The organism is Mycobacterium shigaense (genome assembly GCF_002356315.1).
Taxonomy (GTDB): domain Bacteria; phylum Actinomycetota; class Actinomycetes; order Mycobacteriales; family Mycobacteriaceae; genus Mycobacterium; species Mycobacterium shigaense.
On the sequence record NZ_AP018164.1, the window covers coordinates 17,199 to 39,139 of the forward strand.

Annotated in this window: 20 protein-coding genes and 1 tRNA gene; 7 read left to right on the forward strand and 14 right to left on the reverse strand. The window is 67.2% G+C overall.

Annotated elements, in window-relative coordinates; genetic code table 11:
* Positions 1–9: 9 nt before the first annotated feature.
* On the forward strand, positions 10–705 hold the full coding sequence (locus MSG_RS00095) for an aminodeoxychorismate/anthranilate synthase component II (protein WP_096443846.1): 696 nt from the start codon (positions 10–12) through the stop codon (positions 703–705).
* Here the strand turns inward: MSG_RS00095 and pknB are convergent.
* The 7 genes from pknB to MSG_RS00130 form a co-directional block, all read right to left on the reverse strand.
* Positions 683–2,554 carry a Stk1 family PASTA domain-containing Ser/Thr kinase gene (gene pknB / locus MSG_RS00100; RefSeq protein ID WP_096436031.1) on the reverse strand — a complete coding sequence of 624 codons (1,872 nt, stop codon included), beginning with the start codon at positions 2,552–2,554 and terminating at the stop codon, positions 683–685. The genes MSG_RS00095 and pknB overlap by 23 nt on opposite strands.
* Positions 2,551–3,876, reverse strand: a complete 1,326-nt coding sequence (locus MSG_RS00105; RefSeq protein ID WP_232011127.1) for a serine/threonine-protein kinase — start codon at positions 3,874–3,876, stop codon at positions 2,551–2,553. The genes pknB and MSG_RS00105 overlap by 4 nt, the downstream gene beginning before the upstream one ends.
* Positions 3,873–5,354 (reverse strand): D,D-transpeptidase PbpA, encoded by a 1,482-nt coding sequence (pbpA, locus tag MSG_RS00110; protein WP_096436033.1) that lies wholly within the window; start codon positions 5,352–5,354, stop codon positions 3,873–3,875. The genes MSG_RS00105 and pbpA overlap by 4 nt, the downstream gene beginning before the upstream one ends.
* Positions 5,351–6,760, reverse strand: a complete 1,410-nt coding sequence (locus MSG_RS00115; protein WP_096436035.1) for an FtsW/RodA/SpoVE family cell cycle protein — start codon at positions 6,758–6,760, stop codon at positions 5,351–5,353. Before MSG_RS00115 ends, pbpA begins: the two co-directional genes overlap by 4 nt.
* On the reverse strand, positions 6,757–8,268 hold the full coding sequence (locus tag MSG_RS00120) for a PP2C family protein-serine/threonine phosphatase (protein WP_096436038.1): 1,512 nt from the start codon (positions 8,266–8,268) through the stop codon (positions 6,757–6,759). Before MSG_RS00120 ends, MSG_RS00115 begins: the two co-directional genes overlap by 4 nt.
* Positions 8,265–8,732, reverse strand: a complete 468-nt coding sequence (locus MSG_RS00125; protein WP_096436040.1) for an FHA domain-containing protein FhaB/FipA — start codon at positions 8,730–8,732, stop codon at positions 8,265–8,267. The genes MSG_RS00120 and MSG_RS00125 overlap by 4 nt, the downstream gene beginning before the upstream one ends.
* Before the next feature lie 121 nt (positions 8,733–8,853).
* Positions 8,854–10,347 (reverse strand): FhaA domain-containing protein, encoded by a 1,494-nt coding sequence (locus tag MSG_RS00130; RefSeq protein WP_096436042.1) that lies wholly within the window; start codon positions 10,345–10,347, stop codon positions 8,854–8,856.
* Positions 10,348–10,595: 248 nt separating this feature from the next.
* Here MSG_RS00130 and MSG_RS00135 point away from each other — a divergent pair.
* Both MSG_RS00135 and MSG_RS00140 read left to right on the forward strand, forming a co-directional pair.
* Positions 10,596–10,678, forward strand: a tRNA-Leu gene (locus tag MSG_RS00135).
* A 414-nt stretch (positions 10,679–11,092) separates the two neighbouring features.
* Positions 11,093–11,989, forward strand: coding sequence for an alpha/beta fold hydrolase (locus MSG_RS00140; protein WP_096436044.1), 897 nt, complete (start codon positions 11,093–11,095; stop codon positions 11,987–11,989).
* 98 nt (positions 11,990–12,087) lie between these two features.
* On the opposite strand, the gene MSG_RS00145 is transcribed toward MSG_RS00140, so the two are convergent.
* On the reverse strand, positions 12,088–12,885 hold the full coding sequence (locus MSG_RS00145; protein ID WP_096436046.1) for a PhzF family phenazine biosynthesis protein: 798 nt from the start codon (positions 12,883–12,885) through the stop codon (positions 12,088–12,090).
* 3 nt (positions 12,886–12,888) lie between these two features.
* Positions 12,889–13,260, reverse strand: a complete 372-nt coding sequence (locus tag MSG_RS00150; RefSeq protein WP_096436048.1) for a nuclear transport factor 2 family protein — start codon at positions 13,258–13,260, stop codon at positions 12,889–12,891.
* Positions 13,261–13,847: 587 nt separating this feature from the next.
* Between MSG_RS00150 and MSG_RS00155 the strand changes: the two genes are divergently transcribed.
* Entirely contained in the window at positions 13,848–14,735 is an 888-nt protein-coding gene (locus MSG_RS00155) for an SCO6745 family protein (protein ID WP_096436050.1), read from the forward strand.
* Between the two features lie 13 nt (positions 14,736–14,748).
* Here MSG_RS00155 and MSG_RS00160 read toward each other — a convergent pair whose 3' ends face one another.
* The 5 genes from MSG_RS00160 to MSG_RS00180 form a co-directional block, all read right to left on the reverse strand.
* The gene (locus MSG_RS00160; protein WP_096436052.1) at positions 14,749–16,110 is read right to left on the reverse strand and encodes a PPE family protein, SVP subgroup; all 1,362 of its coding nucleotides are present in this window, start codon (positions 16,108–16,110) and stop codon (positions 14,749–14,751) included.
* A gap of 358 nt (positions 16,111–16,468) precedes the next feature.
* Positions 16,469–16,801 (reverse strand): GNAT family N-acetyltransferase, encoded by a 333-nt coding sequence (locus MSG_RS00165; RefSeq protein WP_096436054.1) that lies wholly within the window; start codon positions 16,799–16,801, stop codon positions 16,469–16,471.
* Positions 16,798–17,784: a pirin family protein gene (locus MSG_RS00170; RefSeq protein WP_096436056.1), complete on the reverse strand. Its 987-nt coding sequence runs from the start codon at positions 17,782–17,784 to the stop codon at positions 16,798–16,800. Before MSG_RS00170 ends, MSG_RS00165 begins: the two co-directional genes overlap by 4 nt.
* A gap of 59 nt (positions 17,785–17,843) precedes the next feature.
* Positions 17,844–19,226, reverse strand: coding sequence for an acyl-CoA dehydrogenase family protein (locus MSG_RS00175; RefSeq protein ID WP_096436058.1), 1,383 nt, complete (start codon positions 19,224–19,226; stop codon positions 17,844–17,846).
* Between the two features lie 94 nt (positions 19,227–19,320).
* A complete protein-coding gene (locus tag MSG_RS00180; protein WP_096436060.1) occupies positions 19,321–19,737 on the reverse strand; it encodes a WhiB family transcriptional regulator in 417 nt (138 codons plus the stop codon).
* Between the two features lie 144 nt (positions 19,738–19,881).
* Between MSG_RS00180 and MSG_RS00185 the strand changes: the two genes are divergently transcribed.
* The 3 genes from MSG_RS00185 to MSG_RS00195 are packed head-to-tail and all read left to right on the forward strand — an operon-like array spanning position 19,882 to position 21,904.
* Complete coding sequence (locus MSG_RS00185) at positions 19,882–20,670, forward strand: helix-turn-helix domain-containing protein (RefSeq protein ID WP_096443848.1); 789 nt, start codon at positions 19,882–19,884, stop codon at positions 20,668–20,670.
* A complete protein-coding gene (locus tag MSG_RS00190; RefSeq protein ID WP_096436062.1) occupies positions 20,667–21,491 on the forward strand; it encodes a C40 family peptidase in 825 nt (274 codons plus the stop codon). The genes MSG_RS00185 and MSG_RS00190 overlap by 4 nt, the downstream gene beginning before the upstream one ends.
* Positions 21,492–21,541: 50 nt before the next feature.
* The gene (locus MSG_RS00195) at positions 21,542–21,904 is read left to right on the forward strand and encodes a DUF4226 domain-containing protein (protein ID WP_096436064.1); all 363 of its coding nucleotides are present in this window, start codon (positions 21,542–21,544) and stop codon (positions 21,902–21,904) included.
* Positions 21,905–21,941: the final 37 nt, after the last annotated feature.

Sequence of the window (21,941 nt, forward strand, 5' to 3'; positions counted from 1 at the left end):
CCTATGACGATGCGGATCCTGGTTGTCGACAACTACGACAGCTTCGTGTTCAACCTCGTGCAGTACCTGGGACAGCTCGGGGTCGAGGCCGAGGTGTGGCGCAACGACGACGCCCGGCTGTCCGACTCTGCTGACGAGCACGCCGCCGCCGCGCAGTTCGACGGCGTACTGCTCAGCCCCGGCCCGGGCACCCCGGAACGCGCGGGCGCGTCGATCCCCCTCGTGCACGCGTGCGCCGCCGCACGCACCCCGCTGCTTGGCGTATGCCTGGGCCACCAGGCCATCGGCGTGGCTTTCGGAGCGTCCGTCGACCGCGCGCCCGAGTTGCTGCATGGCAAAACCAGCAGCGTTATACACACGAATGTCGGTGTGCTGCAAGGACTTCCGGACCCTTTCACGGCGACGCGGTATCATTCGCTGACCATCCTGCCGGAGTCGCTGCCGGCGGCGCTGGAGGTCACGGCCCACACCCGCAGTGGGGTGATCATGGGCGTGCGCCACACGGAGTTGCCGATCCACGGTGTGCAGTTCCACCCGGAATCGATCCTGACCGAGGGCGGCCACCGGATGCTGGGGAACTGGCTGACGTACTGCGGCTGGTCGCGCGACGACACCCTGGTGCGCCGCCTGGAGAACGAGGTGCGGGCCGCGGTTCGGCCGCACCTGCCTGCCGATCCCGCCGCTACTGACCGAACCTCAGCGTGATGACGCCGTCGCGGTTGACCCCGGCGCCGGCCGGCGGGTTCTGATACACCACGCGGTGGCTCTGGGAACCGCCCGCATCGACGTCGGCCCCCTTGTCGAGCACCCCGGTCCAGCCCAAGGCGCGTAGCCGCGGCTCGGCGTCGGTCCAGAACTGACCGCTCAGGTCGGGCATCACGAACTGATTGCCCTTCGACACCTGCAACTCGATGATCGAATCGACCGGAACCGTCTGGCCCTTGGGCGGATTGGTTCCGATGACCTCGCCGGCCGGGCGGGTGCTGTCCACCTGCGTCTGGGTGACCTTGGTGAAGTCCCAGACGGTGAGGTTCTTCTGGGCGAGGTCGACGGTCTGCCCGGCCACGTCCGGGATCTGCTTGGTCTCCGGTCCGGAACCGACGATCACAGTGATCACGTTGGTGATCGCGGAGGTCTGGTTGGCCGGCGGATTGGTCCCGATCACCTTGCCCAGCAGCTCCGGCGTCGACGGCGAGTTCGCCTGCTTGAACTTGCTGAATCCCGCCGCTTTCAGCTTGGTGACGGCGTCGGAGTAGCTCAGCGACGACACGTCGGGCACCTCGCGTTGCTCTGGGCCGGTGGACACGTTGATGGTGATCTCGTCGCCCGCACCCACTGACGCATTGGCGCCGGGGTCGGTGCTGATGACGTGGTCGGGCGGAATCGACGAGTCGGGCTTCTGTAGGGTGCGGGTCTTGAAGCCACGGTTTTGCAGCGCGGCGATGGCGTCGGCCGACACCTGCCCGCGCATGTCGGGGACCTGGACGTCGCGGGTGCTGCCGCCGAAGGTGTTGAACGCGATGACCACGACGATCGTCAGGACCGCGAGCACCGCGACCGCGACCACCCAGCGGCCGACCGAACCGGCGGGATCGCGGTCACCGTTGTCGAGATTGTGGCGGGGCGGCGCCTCCGTGCGCGGCGGGCCGCCGGGACCGGCCGCCAGCAGCGAGGTCCGTTCGGCGTCGGTGAACACCTTGGGCGCCTCGGGCGGCTCGCCGTTGTGCACCCGCACCAGATCGGCCCGCATCTCGGCGGCGGTCTGGTAGCGGTTGTCTGGGTTCTTGGCCAAGGCTTTCAGGACGACGGCGTCCAAGTCCGCGGATATGCCCGCGTGCCGCTTCGACGGCGGGACCGGGTCCTCACGCACATGCTGGTAGGCGACCGCGACGGGCGAGTCCCCAACGAAAGGGGGCTCCCCCGTAAGGATTTCGTAGAGCACACAGCCCAGCGAGTAGACATCGGATCGGGCGTCCACGGTTTCGCCGCGGGCCTGTTCGGGCGAGAGGTACTGGGCGGTCCCGATCACGGCCGCGGTCTGGGTGACGCTGTTGCCGCTGTCGGCGATCGCGCGCGCAATGCCGAAGTCCATCACCTTGACCGCGTTGGTCGTGCTGATCATGATGTTCGCCGGCTTGACGTCGCGGTGGATGATGCCGTTGCGGTGGCTGAAGTTCAGCGCCTGGCACGCGTCGGCGATGATTTCGATGGCCCGGCGCGGCGGCAGCGGACCGTCGTTGTGCACGATGTCGCGGAGGGTGACGCCGTCGACGTACTCCATGACGATGTAGGGCAGCGGGCCGCTGGGCGTCTCGGCCTCACCGGTGTCGTACACCGCGACGATCGACGGGTGATTCAGCGCGGCGGCGTTCTGCGCCTCGCGGCGGAAACGCAGATAGAAGCTGGGATCGCGGGCCAGGTCGGCGCGTAGCACCTTGACCGCCACGTCGCGGTGCAAGCGGACGTCGCGAGCCAGGTGAACCTCGGACATGCCCCCGAAACCGAGGATGTCGCCGAGTTCGTAGCGATCGGACAGGTGTTGCGGGGTGGTCATTGCGCTATCTCGGGTCCGGCCGCCGACCGGGTGGGCGTCAAGGGGTGTGCCCAGCCCAGTGGGGGCGGCCTGCTCTGGACACCAGAATTACGTATCGCCGCCTCATCCGTCCAATCCAGCCGCAGGCGGGGCGCGGAACCGTTCGGCGTCTTCGACGGCGGCGGTGCGCCGCTGGCCGGTGGCGTGCCGGTGTCGGTAACCGTCGGCTGCTGTTGCTGCTGCGTGTCCGCCTTGGAATTGATGACGATCAGCACGGCGATGATGATCGCGAGCGCCCCGAGCACCCCGGCGGCCCACAACAGCGCGCGCTGCCCCGACGAGAACGTGCGGCGCGCCGGGGGCGGCCGGTGACCCCGGCCCGACGGGCTGGTTCGGCGCGGGGGCGGGGTGCGGCCGCCCACGGGGGTGGGGCGGGCCTGCTGGGTCGACGGGATGGATGCCGGTGAGGCGCGTCCCGGGGGCGGCGACTGGCTGGGCCGCGGCGGCCGCCGGCCAGCCCGGACCGCGGCGACCGCGTCGGCGAACGGTCCGCCGCTGCGATAGCGCATGCCGGGGTTCTTCACCAGTGTGATCTCGATGAGTTCGCGCACGTTGGGCGGCAGCTCGGGCGGCAGCGGCGGCGGCGGTTCTTTGATGTGCTTCATCGCCACCGTCAACGCCCCGTCACCGGTGAATGGGCGCTTGCCCGAAACCACCTCGTAGCCAACAACTCCCAGCGAGTAGACGTCGCTGGCGGGGGTGGCGTCGTGGCCCAGCGCCTGTTCGGGCGCGATGTATTGGGCGGTGCCCATCACCATGCCGGTCTGGGTCACCGGTGCGGCGTCGACCGCCTTGGCGATGCCGAAGTCGGTGATCTTGACCTGTCCTGTCGGCGTGATCAGGATGTTCCCGGGCTTGACGTCGCGGTGCACCAGCCCGGCGGCGTGCGCGACCTGTAGGGCGCGGCCCGTTTGCTCGAGCATGTCCAGGGCGTGGCGCAGCGACAGCCGCCCGGTGCGCTTGAGCACCGAGTTCAGCGGCTCGCCATTTACGAGCTCCATCACCAGATAGGCGGTGCGGCCCTCCCCGTCCAGCTGGCTTTCGCCGTAGTCGTGCACGGCGGCGATCCCGGGATGGTTGAGCATTGCCGTGGTGCGCGCCTCGGCGCGGAACCGCTCGATGAATTCGGGGTCCTGGGAGAACTCCCCCTTGAGTACCTTGACCGCGACCCGCCGGCCCAGCCGGCTGTCCACCGCCTCCCAGACCTGGCCCATGCCGCCGGTGGCGATCAGGCGCTGCAGCCGGTACCGGCCGGACAGCGTCACTCCAACGCGCGGGCTCATGGGCCCCCCTGCAGTGCGGCTTCGATGACGGCGCGCCCGATCGGTGCGGCCAGCGCGCCGCCGGTCGCCGACAGCCGATCGGCACCGTTCTCCACTAGCACCGCCACGGCGACTTTCGGCGATTGTGCGGGCGCGAAGGCGATGTACCACGCGTGCGGCGGCGTGTTGCGCGGGTCCGTTCCATGCTCCGCAGTACCGGTCTTGGATGCGATCTGCACGCCGGGAATGGCCCCTTTCTGCTGCGCGTCCTTCTCGGCGCCGATCATCAGCTCTGTTAGCTTAGCGGCGACCTGCGGCGAGACAGCGCGGCGCTGCTGGTAGGGCGTGGTGGTGCTGATGACGGCCAGGTCTGGCCCCCGGAGGCTGTCGATCAAGTAGGGCTGCATCGTTACCCCGCCGTTTGCGATGGTAGCCGCGATCTCAGCGTTTTCCAGCGGCGTGAGGGCGACATCCTTCTGCCCGATGCTCGACATGCCCAGCGCGGCGGCGTCCGGGATTGGGCCCACGGTCGATTCGGAGACCTGTAGGGGGATGACGCTCGGGTTGCTGTCCAAGCCGAACGAGTGCGCCATGCTGCGCAGCGCGTCGGCGCCGGTGAGAAGGCCCAGCTGGACGAAGGCGGTATTGCAGGACAGGGCGAAGGCCTGGCTCAGCGACACCGTCGCCTCGCTGCCGCCGCAGGGCGTGCCGCCGTAGTTCTCCAGGGTCGCCGTGCTGCCCGGCAGCGGAATGCTGGGGGACGCCGTCAACTGCTCGGTATCGGTGGCACCGGCCTGCAACGCCGCCGCGGTGGTGATCACCTTGAACGTGGAGCCCGGTGGATAGGTCTCCGAGATGGCCCGGTTGACCAGCGGGTTGTTGGGGTCGTCGCGGAGCCGCTGCCAGGCCTGCGCCTGCACCTCCGGATCGTGCGACGCCAGCAGGTTCGGGTCGTAGGAGGGCGAGGACACCATGGCCAAAATCTTGCCGGTGGACGGATCCAGGGCGACGACGGCTCCCTTGCACGGCGGGCCACCGCAGCCCTGCTGCATCGCGTCCCAGCTGGCCTGTTGAACTCGCGGGTTGATCGTGGTGTCGACATTGCCGCCCCGCGGATCGCGGCCCGTGAAGAAGTCGGCCAGCCGGCGCCCGAACAGCCGCTCATCGGAGCCGTTCAGCACCGGATCCTCGGCACGCTCCAGGCCTGAGCTGGAATAGCGCAGTGAATAGAAGCCGGTGAGCGGGGCGTAGACCGTGGGCTTGGGATAAACCCGCAGGAACCGGTAGCGGCTGTCGGTGGCGACCGAGTAGGCCAGCAGCTGGCCGCCGGCGATGATCTGCCCGCGCTGGCGGGAGTAGTCGTCGAGCAACACCCGCTGGTTGCGCGGATCCGAACGCAGGCTGTCGGCGGCGAAGACCTGGGTCATCGTGGCATTGAGCAGCAGCAGCACGATCAACGCCATCACGGTCATGGAGATCCGGCGTAGGGACGTGTTCATACCCGCTCGATCACCTCGGTGCCGGCCGCCGCGATCGGCGAGGTGTCACGGGCGCGGTTGCGCGACGGGCGACGGGCGCTGTGCGAGATGCGGGCCAGGATGGCCAGCAGCACGTAGTTCGCCAGCAGTGACGACCCGCCGTAGGACATCCACGGCGTGGTGAGCCCGGTCAGCGGGATGAGCTGGGTGACCCCGCCGACGACGATGAACAGCTGGATGGCCAGTGTCGAGGCCAGGCCCGCGGCCAGCAGCTTGCCGAAGCTGTCGCGCGACGCGATCGCGGTGCGCAAGCCGCGCACGATGATGATCGTGTAGAGCATGAGCAGGGCCGCCAGACCGACGAGCCCGAGTTCTTCGCCGAACGCGGCGATGATGAAATCGGTCGATGCCGCCGGCACTGTGTCGGGCTGACCGTTACCCAGGCCGGTGCCGAAGATGCCGCCGGTGGCAAAGCTGAACAGCGACTGCACGATTTGATACCCGTGGCCGTCGGGGTCGGCGAACGGGTCCCACCACATCTGCACGCGGATGCGGACGTGCTCGAAAACGAAGTACGCGATCGCGCTGCCCGCGGTGAACAGCACCAAACCAATGACGACCCAGCTGAATCGTTGTGTGGCAAGGTAAACCACGACCAGGAACGAGGCGTAGAGCAACAGCGAAGTGCCGAGGTCTTTTTCGAACACCATGACACCCACCGAGATCACCCAGGCGGCCAGCAGCGGTGCCAGATCGCGCGGGCGGGGCAGGGTCATACCCATCAGGTGTTTGCCGACGCTGGTGAACAGACCACGCTTGGCGACCAGTACCGCCGAAAAGAAGATCAGCAGCAGAATCTTGGAGAACTCCGCGGGCTGAATCGAGAAGCCCGGGAAGCGAATCCAGATCTTGGCGCCATTCTGCTCGGACAGCGACGCCGGCAGCACGCCGGGGATCGCCAGGAAGATCAGACCCGCGAGCCCGTAGATGTAGCTGTAGCGCCCAAGCTGGCGGTGGTCCTTCAAGAATGTGATGGCGAGGGCGAAGACGGCGACGCCGACCAGGGTCCACAACATCTGCTGGGACGCGCTGGGATGGCGGCGGCCGCTGAGCTCGTTGGTGACGAGATCGAGCCGGTGGATCATCACCAAGCCAAGTCCGTTGAGCAGCGCGACAATTGGTAGCAGGAGAGGGTCGGTATAGGGGGCGAAGCGCCTGATCGTCAGGTGCGCACCGCCGAACACGAGTAGGAAGACCAATCCGTAGCCGGTCAGGTCCCAGCGCAGGCCGCGCTGCTGGTTTGCCTCGACGATGAGCAAGGCGGCGACGGTGATCACCGCGGCGAAGCACAGCAACCCCAGCTCGGCATTGCGCCTGGTGGGCAGCGGCGGAGTGACCGCGACCGGTGGTTGGATTTGTGTGGTCATGCCACCGCCCGGCAGTCGATGCCCGGCTGCGGTGGGGGTGGTGGAAGCGCGGTCACCGTCTGGGAGGTGGCGGTGGGCGACCTGGTCGCGGGCGCTGCTGGGGTGGTGCTGGCGGGAGGGCCGCCTGGAATCGAGCTGCTCGTTGGGCCGCTGGGGGAGGCCGGAAGTGCCGTGCCGGTTGGCTGGGGTGTCGCACTGGTCATCGGGGCGGGCGAGCCCGGAGGCGAGGTGGCGCGAGGCGGCGGGCACGGGGGCAGCAGGGAATTGGCGGAGAGCTCGCGCAATTGCGCTTCCGCGTCGTCGAGGGTGCCGGCCGGGAGTCCGGCCTGGACCTGCGCGCGCTCGGCGGGGCGCAGATCCTGCAACTGCACGACGTGGCAGTCGTGGTGGCTGCCGTATTGGCTATAGCTGATGACCGATAAATCGTTGCGGGCGTCGAGGCATCCCACGAGATAAGGCTCGTGCAGCGACATGCCCAGCAGGGAGCCTTGAATTCCCCGCACGATCGACACCATGCCACTGTATTCGGCAACGTAGTAATTGCTGCGGATGATGGCCCGACCGATGGCCACGCCGGCGAGCACCAGGAGGACGGCCAGCGTGCCGAGGATAAACATACGCCGTCGCGGCCAGCGCGGACGGGTAGCAGCTTCGTCTTGTGGCACAACGGGTTTGGCTGCCTCCTTGCGGGCGCCGATGGCAGAAGCCCGGCCGGCGGAGGTGTTGGGTAGCGTCAGCTGGTCTTCTTCACCCGAGACCGCGCCGGCCAGAATCGGCTGGGTCTGGCCGTAGTCGTAGTCGACGACGTCGGCAACCACGACAGTCACGTTGTCGGGGCCGCCGCCGCGCAGCGCCAATTCGATTAGACGATAAGCACTTTCGGCAACATCGGGAATCTGCAACGCCTCAAGTATGGTTTCGTCGCTCACCGGATCGGACAACCCGTCCGAACACAGCAGGTAGCGGTCGCCGGCGCGCGCCTCGCGCATCGTCAGGGTGGGCTCGACCTCGTGGCCCGTCAGCGCCCGCATGATCAACGACCGCTGGGGATGGCTATGGGCCTCTTCCCGGGTGATCCGGCCTTCGTCGACCAGCGTCTGGACGAACGTGTCGTCCTTGGTGATCTGGGTCAGTTCGCCGTCGCGGAGCAGGTACCCGCGCGAATCACCGATGTGGACCAGTCCAAGACGGTTGCCCGCGAACAGGATTGCGGTGAGTGTGGTGCCCATCCCCTCGAGGTCGGGTTCCATCTCGACCTGCGCCGCGATGGCCGCGTTGCCCGAACGCACCGCTGCGTCGAGCTTGGCGAGCAGATCCCCACCGGGTTCGTCGTCGTCGAGATGGGCCAGCGCGGCGATCACCAACTGGGACGCGACTTCGCCCGCGGCGTGTCCGCCCATGCCGTCGGCCAAGGCCAGCAGTCGTGCGCCGGCGTACACCGAGTCTTCGTTATTCGCGCGTACCAGGCCCCGATCGCTGCGGGCCGCATATCGCAGGACCAGGGTCACGGGCGCAACTCGATTGCCGTCTTGCCGATCCGAACCGGCGTTCCGATTGGAACTCGTACCGCTGTCGTCACCTTCGCCCTGTCAAGGTAAGTGCCGTTGGTCGATCCTAGATCCTCGACGTACCATTCCGAGCCGCGTTGAGACAGCCGGGCGTGCCGCGTCGAGGCGTAGTCGTCGGTCAGCACCAGCGTCGAGTCATCGGCGCGGCCGATCAACACCGGCTGCCCGCCGAGTGTGATGCGCGCACCCGCCAGCGCCCCCTCGGTGACCACCAGATAGCGCGCGGCGTGACCGCGTTGACGCGAGGGCCGCAACGTGCCGCGCAGCGCCAAGCCGCGGCGCACCATGACGGCTCCGGTCGGCGCGTAGATGTCGGTCTTCAAGATCCGCAAGACAGACCAGATGAATACCCATAGCAACATTAGAAATCCGGCGCGCGTCAGCTGCAGTACCAGTCCCTGCATCTGGCGTCCTTTCCGTCCTGACGTCGCACCTCGAACCCGTGACACCGAGCACATCAGCAACGTCACGATACTTGGACGGTGGTCGGCGCGGGGCGAAGCACGGCAGCTGAGCCCAGTGCGATCAGTGAATCCGAACGATGATCTCCGAGTGGCCCAAACGGATCACGTCGCCATCGGCCAACTGCCACTCCTGTACCGGTGCGTTGTTGACGGTGGTGCCGTTAGTGGAGTTGAGGTCGGACAGCAGCGCGACCTGCCCGTCCCAGCGGATCTCCAGGTGCCGGCGCGAGACGCCGGTGTCGGGGAGCCGGAACTGGGCGTCTTGTCCGCGCCCGACGATGTTGGAGCCGTCGCGCAACTGGTAAGTGCGGCCGCTGCCGTCGTCGAGTTGCAAGGTGACCGCGGTGCCGGCGGATCCGTAGCCGCCGTAACCGCCGTAGCCGCCGCCCGCCTGCTGGCCGTAGTCCCCGGCCTGCCCGTAGTCGGCGGATTGCCCGTATTCGTACTCGCGGTGCTGGGTCTCGGGGTAGCCACCGCCCTGCTGGTAGCCCTGGTCGTAGCCGGGGGGCGGGGCGCTCTCGGCGTATTGGGTGTAGTCGCCGCCCGATTGGCCGTAATCCGGCTGTCCGTATCCCTGGCTGCCTTGTTGGTAGCCCTGGTCGTAGCCGCCCTGCTCGGGGTACCCCGGCCGAGGCTGCTCCGGTGCTGCTTGGGGCGCGTAGCCCTCGTCCTGGCGAGTGGGCCCGCGGCCGTATTCGTTGTAGCCGCCACCAGGAGAGCCGTAGCCCTGCTGGCCGCCGGGAGGTGGGTAACCACCGCCCTGTCCCCGATAACCCTGGTCATAACCCTGGCCGCCGTAGCCGCCGGCCGCCGGGTAGCCGCCGGGGGCTTGTTGGCCGCCTTGGGGCGGGTAGCCGCCCTGCTGTTGGTCGGGGTAGCCGCCGCGCTGGTCGTAGCCCTGGCCGGGTGGGTAGCCGCCTGAGGCTGGGTAGCCGCCTTGCTGTTGGTCGGGGTAGCCGCCGCGGGCTTCCTGCCCGCCCTGAGGGTCCTGGCCACCGCGCGGTTCGTCTTGCGGCCGCCCGTAGCGGTCGTATTCGTCGCCGGGCCGCCCCTGCCCCTGACCGCCGTGGTAGCTCGAGTTGTCAGTCATCGGTGGTACTCCTGGTTCTGCGGTGAACGCCTGCCTTGATTGTGGCCGGGCGGAATCGCTGAGGGTAGGGCGGGGCTCGACATCGGGGTTAACAGCACCGCGGGCGCGGAACTGGCCGGTATGCAGATTCGGCAACCGCTCGAACCTGACGACCACATCACCATACGTTTGCCACCCCTGTTCATCGATATAGTCAGCCAAGTACCTCGCGAAAGAGCTCGGCGTGAGGTTCGGATCGGCCCGCACCTTCTCAAAGTCGTGCACACCGAGGGTAATGATGTATTCATTGGGCGCCAAAAGGCGATTTCCCTGAAGCGGCCGCACACCGTCTTCGGCTTCCCGACGCAATAAGGCTTCAACCTCTTGGGGGACAACCGATCCCCCGAACAGCCGGGCAAACACGTCGCCGACAGAGGCCTCGAGCTTGCGCTCGATCCGCGCGGCAAGCCCCTTTTGGCTACCCATGCCCTAGCGCTCCCCCGCACTTATCGCGGTATATCGTCGTCGCGGGGCAAACGCCTCACGCGCGTGTCGCGTCACCCCCAGCATGTTATCGGGACACCGCCGCACGGCGTCACCGGAAAAATCCTGAGAATCGGATGGGCGCAGCTCAAAAACCCGGGGTTGGCCGAGCGGCTCGTCGGCGAATGGCCCGCCGCGGCGGTTGGGGCGAGCGGCCACTAGAGTGATATGGTCCATCGGTTGTTTTCCCCGGGCGAGTGGCGGAATGGCAGACGCGCTGGCTTCAGGTGCCAGTGTCCTTCGGGACGTGGGGGTTCAAGTCCCCCTTCGCCCACTATTTGTGATGAGTCGAGTCATAGGTGACAGATGAGTCGCGTCATGGGTTAGAGGCTCCCCGGCCATCGGCCGGGTTTTGTTTTGGTTGCGCCAGTAGTTTCGTTCGGGGTTGATGTGGTGGCTGCGCTGCAGCGGTCTGACCAGTTGCTGAACGTGTTGGCACCGGATTTCCGGGAAATCGGGGCGTCAGCGTGGACGTGGGATCGCGCGGCGCTGATCGACCATTTCCAGGCGACACTGAGGGCCAGAAATCGCTATGTCCATGCTGAGCGCCGGCAGGGTCGGTAGTGACCCGATTCCTGTTACCTGGGTTTCAGAAAAGGGTGGTCGGCCGACCTGGCGATGTCATTGTCGGGCCGCGCTTCGGTTCCGTGGTTGGCTATTTCGGTAGTGCGCGGGCAGGGTAGGCGCGATGGGCGCGGTGACAACGGTGCGGGCTGGGGTACTCGAGGTTGCCTTCGAACAACATGGGGATCCCGGGGGCTGGCCGGTGGTGTTACTCCACGGATTTCCCTACGACGTGCGCTGCTATGACCGGGTCACTCCGGCTTTGGTTGCGGCTGGAGCCGTTGTGGTCGTTCCGTACTTGCGTGGCTATGGGCCTACTCGGTTTATCGACGGAATGACTCCACGCTCGGGGCAGCAGGCTGCGCTGGGAGCGGACCTGCGTGAACTTCTCGGCGCGCTGGGGCTATCGGCACCGATCGTGGCGGGATTCGACTGGGGGGGCCGGGCGGCCTGCGTGGCCGCGGCGTTATGGCCGCAGCTGGTGCGCGGCTTAGTGAGTGTGTCGGGGTACAACGTGCAACACATCTCAGCCGCAGCCACGCCAGCACCGCCTGAGTTCGAGCGGCGGCTGTGGTACCAGTACTACCTGCATGGTGAGCGTGGTCGAGCCGGCTTGAGCCGTTACCGCCGAGAGTTCGCTCGACAGTTATGGCAGGAATGGTCACCGGACTGGTTGTTTAGTGATGCCGAATTCCACGCTAGCGCAGTCTCATTCGAGAATCCCGACTTCGTCGACGTCGTCGTGCACTCCTACCGGCACCGCTACGGGTTGGTCGCCGGCGACCCGGCCTACCAAGCGCTCGAGGACGAGATCAGCACTCAGCCGCCCATCTCGGTGCCAACTGTGGTGATCGATCCACAACGCGATACCATGGTGCCTTTCGTGCCGTCCCGCGCCGCTCACGAGTGGCGCTTGCCTGGGCTGCTTGACGTCCACCACGTGCAAGCCGGGCACAACGTACCCCAGGAAGCCCCCGACGCCTTCGCGGCCGCGATCCTGCACGTTCACCACAACAGCTGACGGCCTCTTTGCGTCGCCCCAACCCAAATGACTGCTGATATGACATGGGATCTGAGGGGCCCGTTTCTGCAAAAATGAGACGCGGTGCGAGGTGAACGCTAGACGGAGCCTTCGTGGACAACCAGATCACCGCGAGTGACGGTCACCGCTCGACCGGTTAAATGCACGCGACCACCATGCAGATGTACGCCGATGTGGCCGGATCGAGCCGAAACTTGAAGACCGGTCATGGAGACCTTGCCGAGCTTGTTGGCCCAATAGGCGCCGAGGGTGCAATGCGCTGAGGCGGTCACGGGGTCCTCGTTGATGCCGACTGCTGGTGCAAAGAAACGAGACACAAAATCGATGCCAGCCTCGCCTTCCGCGGTCACAATGAGACCGCGCGTGTGAAGAGCAGCCAGCGCCACCAGGTCGGGGGTGAGCGTGCGCACCGCCATAGCGGAGTCGACCTCAACGAGTAAGTCGAGTCGTCCGCGTGCCGCGTGCAGAGGGTTAACGCCAAGTGCGGCAACCACAGTGGGCGGCATCGGCACGGGCTGCACTTGATCAGAGGGGAAATCCAAGGTGATCTGCTGATCGGGTTCCCGGCGCGCCCCGAGGACACCCGCACACGTTTGGAAGGCCAGGGTGGGTTCCAGGTCGCTGGTCTCCCAGAGGATGTGGGCGGCAGCCAGTGTCCCGCTGCCGCACAGGGCTAGCTCGGTTCGGGGGCCGAACCAGCGCAGCTCGAACTGCGCGTGATCGCGACGCACAAACGCAGTCGCTGGCAAATTGAACTCCGCAGCTAAGAGTTGCAGCCACTCAGTCGCAGGCCATCCCGAATCGAGCAGACAGACCGCCGCCGGAGCACCCGCGAATGCGCGTTCCGCGAAACAGTCCACGGTGAAAACGCGCATCAACTAATCCTCGAGAATCTCTTCGACGTAAGTCCCATGACCTTCACGTATCAGACCCGTCTCATCGAAGATCAGCACTTCGTTGACCATCGCGCCTGTTTGGTTGCGGTAGTTGATGATGATGGCCTGGACGCCGACATACACGCCGATCAGCTCGAAGTGTAAGTCGGGAATACGCTGCAGAGCAGCCAACCAGTAGGCGCGCAACGCATCTTTGCCGCGCACAACGCCGTTACTGTCGTTGAGGACACGGACCGCGACTGGGGAGGTGAAGACAACGTCGTCAGCGAAATGCTGCAGCACTCGCTCCACGTCATGGGCGTTCCAGGCATCAAGCCAACTGCGGGTGAACGCCTCAGGGTCCGGAATGCTCACCCGTGCAATTGTCGCCTAAGGACGTCGAGGACCGTCGCGAACCCCTGACGGGCAACGCATCCCCAACAACTGCGGCCGCTGGCTCAGCATCGACGCCGGCTGGTACCCCCTCGTCATCGCCACCGACGCACAACTGGCCCGGCTTGATCCCGACTACCGGGTGCATCAGATCAATGAGAAGTTCGGCACCCTGTGCTACTACTTCTGGCCCAGCAGCAACGACGCAAGCTCAGAACTGTTTGACGCCATGTATGCCATCATCGACGACGCCCCACGCGCCTCGGCGATCACCTGCGAACGCTGCGGAGACGCCGCGTCTGGGTCAAAACCATCTGCACCAAGTGCGCCGAGCAACTCGGCTACTTTCAGATCCAGTCGTAGCTGCCTCCAACGGCACCGTCGGACACCCATCCTCGCCTACGGGCGCGACGTGACGACGACGGCAGGTGTCAGCTGTATTGACGCCATGTGACTTCGACGCACAACTGGGCGGAATTGCCCCGGAGCAGTTCGATGAACTGCCGACCGCGAAGCGGGTTCCCCGTGCCCGCCCTCGTCGTCACACGGTCGAGTGATTAACTGCAACCGTGCGCAGGGAACCCGGGCTGGCGCGACGCTTCTTCGATCGATACGAACCGATCCACGCGGTGACGTACTTCGCGCCGGAGGCGCGGACCGCCCTGGACGGGCTGGGTTACCGAGGCTTCTGGATGGGCTACTTCGCCGCCCGCTCCGCGCCGCTGGGCATGGTGCCGCCGGAGGTGGTGACCGCGGTCTTCTACAACTTCGCCCCCGAACGCGTGGCCAAAGCGCTGCCGTCGGCCTGGCAGATCGCGGGACCCGAGGCCGCATTGCGCGCCCGGCAGGACTCGGCGGTCGCCGCGCTGCGTCGCTACGGAATCAGCGACGACGAAAACGTCAGTGCCGCCGCAGAATTGGCGGGTAAGGCGGCGCGCCGCGCACCGCTCGACGGGCGACCCTTGTTCGCGGCCAACCGGGCGCTGCCGTGGCCCGACGATCCGTTGGCCGCGCTGTGGCATGCCACCACCCTGCTGCGCGAGCAGCGTGGCGACGCACATGTCGCGGCGTTGACCGCCGCCGGTGTCTCGGGCCGGGAATCCAACGTGCTGCATGCCGCGGCGGGCCGGGTTCCACGCGACTACATCGCCCGCACCCGCGATTACGACGACGAAGCCTGGCGCCGGCACGAGCAACGATTGGCCGAGCGGGGACTGCTGACCGAGGACGGGTCGCTGACAGCGGCCGGGCGGCAGCTCAAGGAGAGTCTCGAATCGACCACCGACGAACTCGCCCTGTCGGCTCTCGACGCGCTGGGCGACGACGAGGTGGAGGCGTTGTTCCAGGCGCTGACGCCGATCACCCGGGCCGTGGTCGCCGGCGGTGACGTGCTGCCCGTCACGCCGATGGGTCTACGCCGTGACGAATTGCAAGACGGCAGTGCACATTTGAGGTAGCGAGGTCCGACGGCTACGGATCACGCGGGAGCAGCCGCTGCTTCTGCTCCTCGAATTCCTCCTGGGTGAGAATCCCCGCGTCCCGCAGCGAGGCCAGCTCCCGCAGCTCGGCCGCAATGCTCGTGATCGGGCCGCCCAACGGCATCGGCCGCGCCTCGGCCGACTCAGCGGGCGGCGCGTCCTTCGACTTGGGCGCGGCCATCCCGATGCGTTCCCGGATGCCCGGTCCACCGCCCCCGGTCGTGCCGGCCATGGCGCGCCCGGCCATGCTCGCCAGGGCCATCTGGCTGAACAGGCTGCCTGCGCTGGCGCCGCCCGCCGGCGCCGCGGCGCCGACCGTCGTGGCCGGCAGGGCCGCCGCCATCGCGCGCAACTCGGGGGCCGCGGCCACCCAGGCGGGCGGGACGGACAATCGCCCGACCGACGGCGCATGTCGGAATTGCCCGGAAACGATCGAGGCCGGGTCGTTGATCACCGGAAACGAAGTCGGCGGCGCGGGTGCGTTGCCCGGCCAGGGCTGCACGCCGGCCCAGCCGCTGACGATGTCGTCGGTGTGGACACCGGTCCAATACCCGCCCACGTCGTAGGGAAGTGCGGTCGTACCCAGTGAGGTGTCGGCAGCAAGCCCCGTCGCCCCGAGTTCGGGGTCGACAAAGACCGCACTCAGGTCGGCGAGCAGCCCCAGCAGGTCACGAGAAGTGAACCCCGGAAAAGGCGCCGCGGGATCGGCCAGGTTGTTCAGGGCGTTGGGCACCGCGGAGAAGGTCTGCTGGATGGTCTGCTGTGCGTTGCCGGCTGGGCTGACGGCGGCTTGGCCGACCGCGTCGGCCTGATCGGCCGTGCCGTCGGCGGTGGTGTTCGAGGATGGCGACCCGAACGGGGTCAGCGAGCTGGCCGACGCCGATTCGGTCGCGTAACTACGCATCGCAGCGGTGTCCTGGGCCCACATTTCGCCGTACTGCGCCTCAGTGTTCGCGATCGCCGCGGTGTTCTGCCCGAGCAGGTTCGTCGCGATCAGCTGCATCAACAGGGCGCGGTTGGCCGCAATCACCGGCGGCGGCACCGTCTCCGCGAAGGCGGCTTCATACGCGGCGGCCGCCGCGATGGCCTGGCTGCCCGTCTGCTCGGCCTGCTCGGCGGCGATTCTCATCCAATCCACGTACGGCGCGGCCGCGGCGGCCATCGTTGCTGCGGCCGGTCCGAGCCAGGGCCCGGCGATCAGCTCAGCAATCGTCGACTGGTAGGAGGTTGCGGTCGAGTGCAGCTCGGCGGCAAGAGATTTCCATGCGGACGCGGCGGCGAGCATCGGTCCGGAGCCAGGTCCGGCGTAGATGCGCGCAGAGTTGATCTCCGGCGGCAGAACTCCGAAGTCCACGTTTCCCTCCGATCGAGCGGGTCCGGCGCTGGCCCCGTGGGTAAACGGCAAACCAACACGACGCCATTGCCGGGCCCGGCCACCTGAGTCAACAATTTTGCTCACCGAGACCGCGAGTTGGCTGGGGGGTCGGTTCACCCCCCGAGGTTTACTGGATGCCTGCCAACGTGAGTACCCGATTTACCCAGCCGTCCTGCCACAACACGTTAAGTCACGACGCATTGTCCTCCGAATCGCTATGCTCGCCTAATCGCGGCGACGGCGATTTAGCTACGGGACGACGGCGCCGGTGCCGCACCTCGGTCCTCAGTAAAGCCGGGCGGCCACCACCGTCGACCGACGCCGGGTTTCCACCGCGCTATTGCGACTGAGACCAGGCGACGATCTCCGGGGTGACGGCGTCGGTGATGTCGTCGAATTCGGGGTGCTTCTTGAGCACGGTGCCGACCATGGAGCACACCGGCACGATCCGTTTGCCCGCGTCCCGGGCGGAATCCAGCGCCTCTTCGAGAAGAATGGTAGCCAGGCCTCGCCCGCCGAACTCCGGATCGACGACGGTGTGGTAGAACACCCGCTGATCGCCCCGGTCGGCGAAGTCCGCGTGGCCGACGGTTTGGCCGTCGACGGCAATGGTGTAGGTCCGGTCCTGTGCGGTGACGGTCGTTTCGGCGCCGGTCTTGTCGGTAGTCATTCGGAGTCCCTTTCTGATTCGCGGTCGGTTCGATTGCGTGGTCGAGAGCGCAGCCGGGTCGTGGGAAGCGGCGGAGCGGGCAGCCGGTCGACCTCCCCGTCGTACCCGTCGACGTCGCCGAAGAGCCCGTCGCCCGCCTCCCACAGCTGACGAAAGCGGACGATCTCGTCGTGGCTGCGCCCGACGAAGTTCCACCACATCAGCAGCTCCTCGGTGAACGGCGTTCCGCCCAGCAGCATTACCCGGGCGGGCCGATCCCCGACGTTGCGGAACCGCAGCGCGGGGTGGCCGGCGCGTTGGTACCCGAGCTCGGCGGCGGACAACAGCGTCCCGCTCATTTCCACCGCGCCCACATCGCACAGCACCCCATGCTCGAACGCCGGATCGGCGGCGATCTCGACCGCCGCGTCCCCGTCGAGATCGAGCTGGGCGCCCAGCAGCGGGGTGAACGTCTCGATCGGTGAGTGGCTGCCGGCGAGTGATCCGAGAAACACCCGCGCCACGGCGCCCGGCAGCGAAGTCGGCGCGGGTGCGTAGTGCGCGAAGCCGCGTCCGGTACCGCGATGCGCGTCGGGAAGCGCGATCCACAGCTGCACACCGTGCAACATGGCGTCGGATCGCACCGACACCTCGGAATGACAGATGCCGGCGCCCGCGGTCATGAGATTGAGCTCGGCGGGGCGGACCAGGGCGTGTACCCCCGCGCTGTCACGATGCTCCACCGCTCCACTGAACGGCCAACTGACAGTCTGTAATCCCGTGTGCGGGTGCGGCGGAACATCCATGTGCGCGGCGTCGGGACCGTAGTGGTCGACGAAGCACCACGCTCCGATCAACGAGCGGTCGCCCTGGGGCAAGGTGCGTTGCACCCGCAACGCCCGCGGTCCGCCCAGCGGCACCTCGCGGGGATGCAGGACCTCGATGTCCGCGGCCGCTGTCGCACTGCAGGCGAATTCGGCCGGTGCGGTCTCGAGATTGCTCACTGTCCACCTTTGACGCGGTTGCCGGGCAGCGCCGTCAATCGCGACGGTACCGGGCGCCGCTACCGGCTGGGTGGCCGCAGCACCTTCATAGCCAGCCGCATGACGGGATCGGGCACCCGATCCCGCATCGACAACGCAGTGTCGGCAGCGCGGGATCGCAGCGGTGCGCCGCGGCCGAAGGCCCGGTTCAGCGGTCCGCCGGACGGCTCGAGGACCACGTGCAGTGGCGGCGTGCCCACCGCAGCCCCCAGGGCGTTGGCGATGACCATCCGCTGGATCTCGCTGGTTCCTTCAAAGAGGGTGTACAGCTTGGCATCTCGGTACCATTTCTCCACCGGATGATCGGTGATGTAGCCCCAGCCGCCCATGGTCTGGATCGCACGTTCGGTGGCCTTGACGGCTACCTCGCTGGCGGCCATCTTCGACATCGAACCCTCGCCGCGCTCGAACGGCACGTTGTTGGCCGCCATCCAGGACGCCCGCCAGGTCAGCAGCCGGGCGGCGTCGATCTGGGTGGCCAGTTCTGCCAACGGAAACGCGATGCCCTGGTTGTCGATGATCGGGCCACCGAACGCCTCCCGCTCGGTGGCATACGCCGTCGCGTACTCCAACGCCGCGCGCGCGATGCCGATCGCCTGGGCCGCGACCATCGGGCGAGTCTGCTCGAAGGTGCCCAACGTCGCGGAGCCCGACCGCTGTACTCCGGCCACCAATTCGCGGGCCTTGGCGAGTTTGTGTTCGAGTTTGTCTTGTCCACCAAGCAGATTGGCGCTCGGTACCCGGACGCCGTCAAACCGCAGCTCGGCAGTGTGCGATGCCCGGCACCCGAGCTTGTCGAGCTTGCGCACCAGGTCCAGCCCGGGCGTGCCGCCCGGGACCACGAACAGGGCCTGACCGCGATGACCCAGTTCCTCGTCGACGACCGCATTGACCACGTGCACGTCGGCGATACCGCCGTTGCCGATCCACATCTTGTGGCCGTCGATGATCCAGTCGTCGCCGTCACGACGGGCGCGGGTGCGCAGATTGCGCACGTCGCTGCCGCCTTCCGGCTCAGAGATCGCCAACGCCGCGAGCTTGAGATCGCCTGGGGTTCCGAAACATTCGGGTGCCCATTGCAGCATCTGTTCCGGGGACGCGGCCTGGCCGATCGCCGAGAGCGCAAGCGCCGGCATGACAATGGCCAAACCTATTCCCGCGCAGCCCCAGAACAGTTCTTCCATGAACATCGGCAGAGACACGCCGGTCGGATCGCCGATCAGGTCGCGATAGAACAGCGGGCTGTAGAACCCGCGTTGGGCTGCCTCCTCAAGGACCGGCCAGGGAAACTCCTGCCGCTGGTCGTAATCGAGAGCCACCGGGCGGATCACCGACTCAGAGAACTCGTGCGTGCGTCGCGCGAGGTCGTGTTGCGCTGCCGTGGGTGTGAGGTCGAACGTCATGAAATGCGCCTTTGGGGTCGACGGGCGGATGTCCGTCGCGATCGACTACCCCACCAACTCGGTGAACAAACGTTCACGCCACCCGGTGCACCGATCAGGCGGCGGTGCGGGGACCGACCTGCGCGATGGGCAGATGCAGCACCACCGCCGGCGCCGGGACGGCGTCGTGCTCGCGTCGGGTGAGCAGGGCGGCATTCTCGGGCAGCTGCCGGGAGTTGATCTCTCCGGCGGCGATGCGCCGCAGGACGTCGTGGGCGCGCGCGAGCTGGTCACGCTTGCGGTACTGCCCGCCGGGAAGCTTCACGCCGGCCCATACGCCGTATTCCTCGCGGTGCGCGATGGCGTACTGCGCGCAACGGCGCTGTTGGGCCAGGGGGCAGCGGCGCAGGCATTGGAGCCGGGCCTCGGTGGCCGAGCGCTCGTAGGCGCGCGCCTTGGCCGCGCCGTCGCCTTCGTCGTCATCGGGGTAGCCGAACCACAATTCCGGGTTGGCTGCACACGGGTTGCCCATCGTCGGTCTCCTTGCTCACGTTGAAACATATACAGAAGCATATACACATTGCGAGGCGATGCGCAAGAGAAACGTGACAAAAGCGTATATACATTAGGCGGAACGGGTGGCTGTGTAATATCCGGCCTATGGCCGGAGCCCGTGGTGAGCCGTGAATCGGCTGGTGCGGCCATCCGTGCGTTGCGCGAGTCGCATGACTGGTCACTAGCGGAGCTCGCTGCCGCGACGGGCGTCAGCATCATGGGCCTGAGCTATCTGGAACGCGGTGCCCGCAAGCCGCACAAAAGCACTGTTCAGAAGGTGGAGAACGGGCTGGGGTTACCCCCAGGGACGTATTCGCGGCTCCTGGTGGCCGCCGATCCCGATGCCGAACTGGCCCGGTTGATCGCCGCCCAGCCCGCCGCCAGCCCGCCCGCGCGGCCCGCCGGAGCCGTCGTCGTGGACCGGCACAGCGACACCGACGTGCTGGAAGGCTATGCCGAAGCACAGCTCGACGCCCTCAAATCGGTCATCGACAGGTTGCCTGCGACGACATCAAACGAATATGAGACGTATATTCTCTCTGTGATCGCGCAGTGCGTGAAAGCGGAGATGCTGGCGGCCAGCTCGTGGCGCGTGGCGGTGAATGCCGGCGCGGATTCGACGGGCCGGCTGATGGAGCATCTCGAGGCACTGGAGGCGACGCGCACCGCACTGCTCGAGCGGATGCCCGGCAGCCTGAGCGCGCGCTTCGATCGGGCGTGCGCCCAGTCGTCGTTGCCGGACGCGATCATCGCGGCGTTGCTGGGCGTGAGCGGCGACGACATGTGGGACATGCGTAATCGCGGCGTCATCCCCGCCGGGGCGCTCCCGCGCGTCCGGGCTTTCACCGACGCGGTCGAGTCGACGGCCGGGGACAAGGCAGATGCACACAGCGGCGAGGGGGACGAATGACCGGAAGCGACCTCGAAGTATTGAGGCATGCTCATGAGCTTTTCGTCGGCGGTACCGAACCCCCGACGTTCGGCGTCCCCGGCCGGCCGCCACAGGGTGCGGACGGGATGAATAGCCTTGTCACGCAGGACGGTTACCAACTTCGGTTACGCGGAAGCCGTGAGAGGCTGCAGGCGGCGGCACGCACTGACGCCGCGGCGGCGCGCATCATCGCGGACGCTCATCGGGATCGGGCCCGGGCCCACGCGCTGACCAAGGGCGTTCTCGACGAGGCGCGCGCCGATGCCGCGGCCGCCCCGAGCACCCCGATGGCCCAGCGCGAAGCGATGCGCCGTCGCACCGCGAGGCTGCGCGCGCAGCAGGCGCACATCTTGGCGGCCGGGCTGCGCGCCCGGCGTCGCGCAAGGGCGCTACGCGTGCTGCGTTACCGGACGTTGCAGCACCGCGGCCCCGGCTCGGCACCCGTACGGCTGCCCCTGCCGAGCGGGCGCGCCGGGATCGCGGTACGCGCGGCGCTGTCCAGACTGGGCCGACCCTACGTCTGGGGCGCGACCGGCCCCGAACAGTTCGATTGCTCGGGGCTGGTCCAATGGGCCTACGCGCAGGCCGGGATCCATTTGGACCGCACGACGTATCAGCAGATCAACGACGGCATCCCGATACCCCGTTCGCAAGTCAGGCCGGGGGATCTCGTGTTCCCGCATGCTGGACACGCGCAGCTGGCCATCGGCAACAACCTCGTCGTCGAAGCGCCCTACTCAGGTGCCTCGGTGCGAATCAGTCGCCTCGGCAGCAACATTGCGATCCGCCGGCCGATATGAGTAGTCCAAGGCCGCCCGCCGCGGCGCGACCATGATGATGAGGTGAACGCATGTCGGAACAAACCGGACCTTCGCTCGCAGCGATCCAGGCGCGGCAGTCCGCGCTGGCCAGCCAACATGGTTCGGTCTCCGACGCCGATCGCGTACTCGCGGAAGTAGTTGCCAGCGCCCATGCGGCGATACGCGAGAGCATCCGGAGACTGGACGCGATCGCCGACGAGATCGATCGCCTGGTGCCGGGTCAGGCCCGTCTCGCGGTCGATACGCCCGTGGGGGCGCGGGAGTTTCAAAAGTTCTTGATCGCCAAGCAACGTGAGATCGCGGCGGTAGTCGCCGACGCCCACGAGCTGGACCGCGCGAAAGCAGCTGTGCTGGAAAGCCTCCGGGAGCAATACACGACGCCGGACGGCTAACCGGATGGAGTGCGGGTGTTTTGCTCACAGCCGCCGC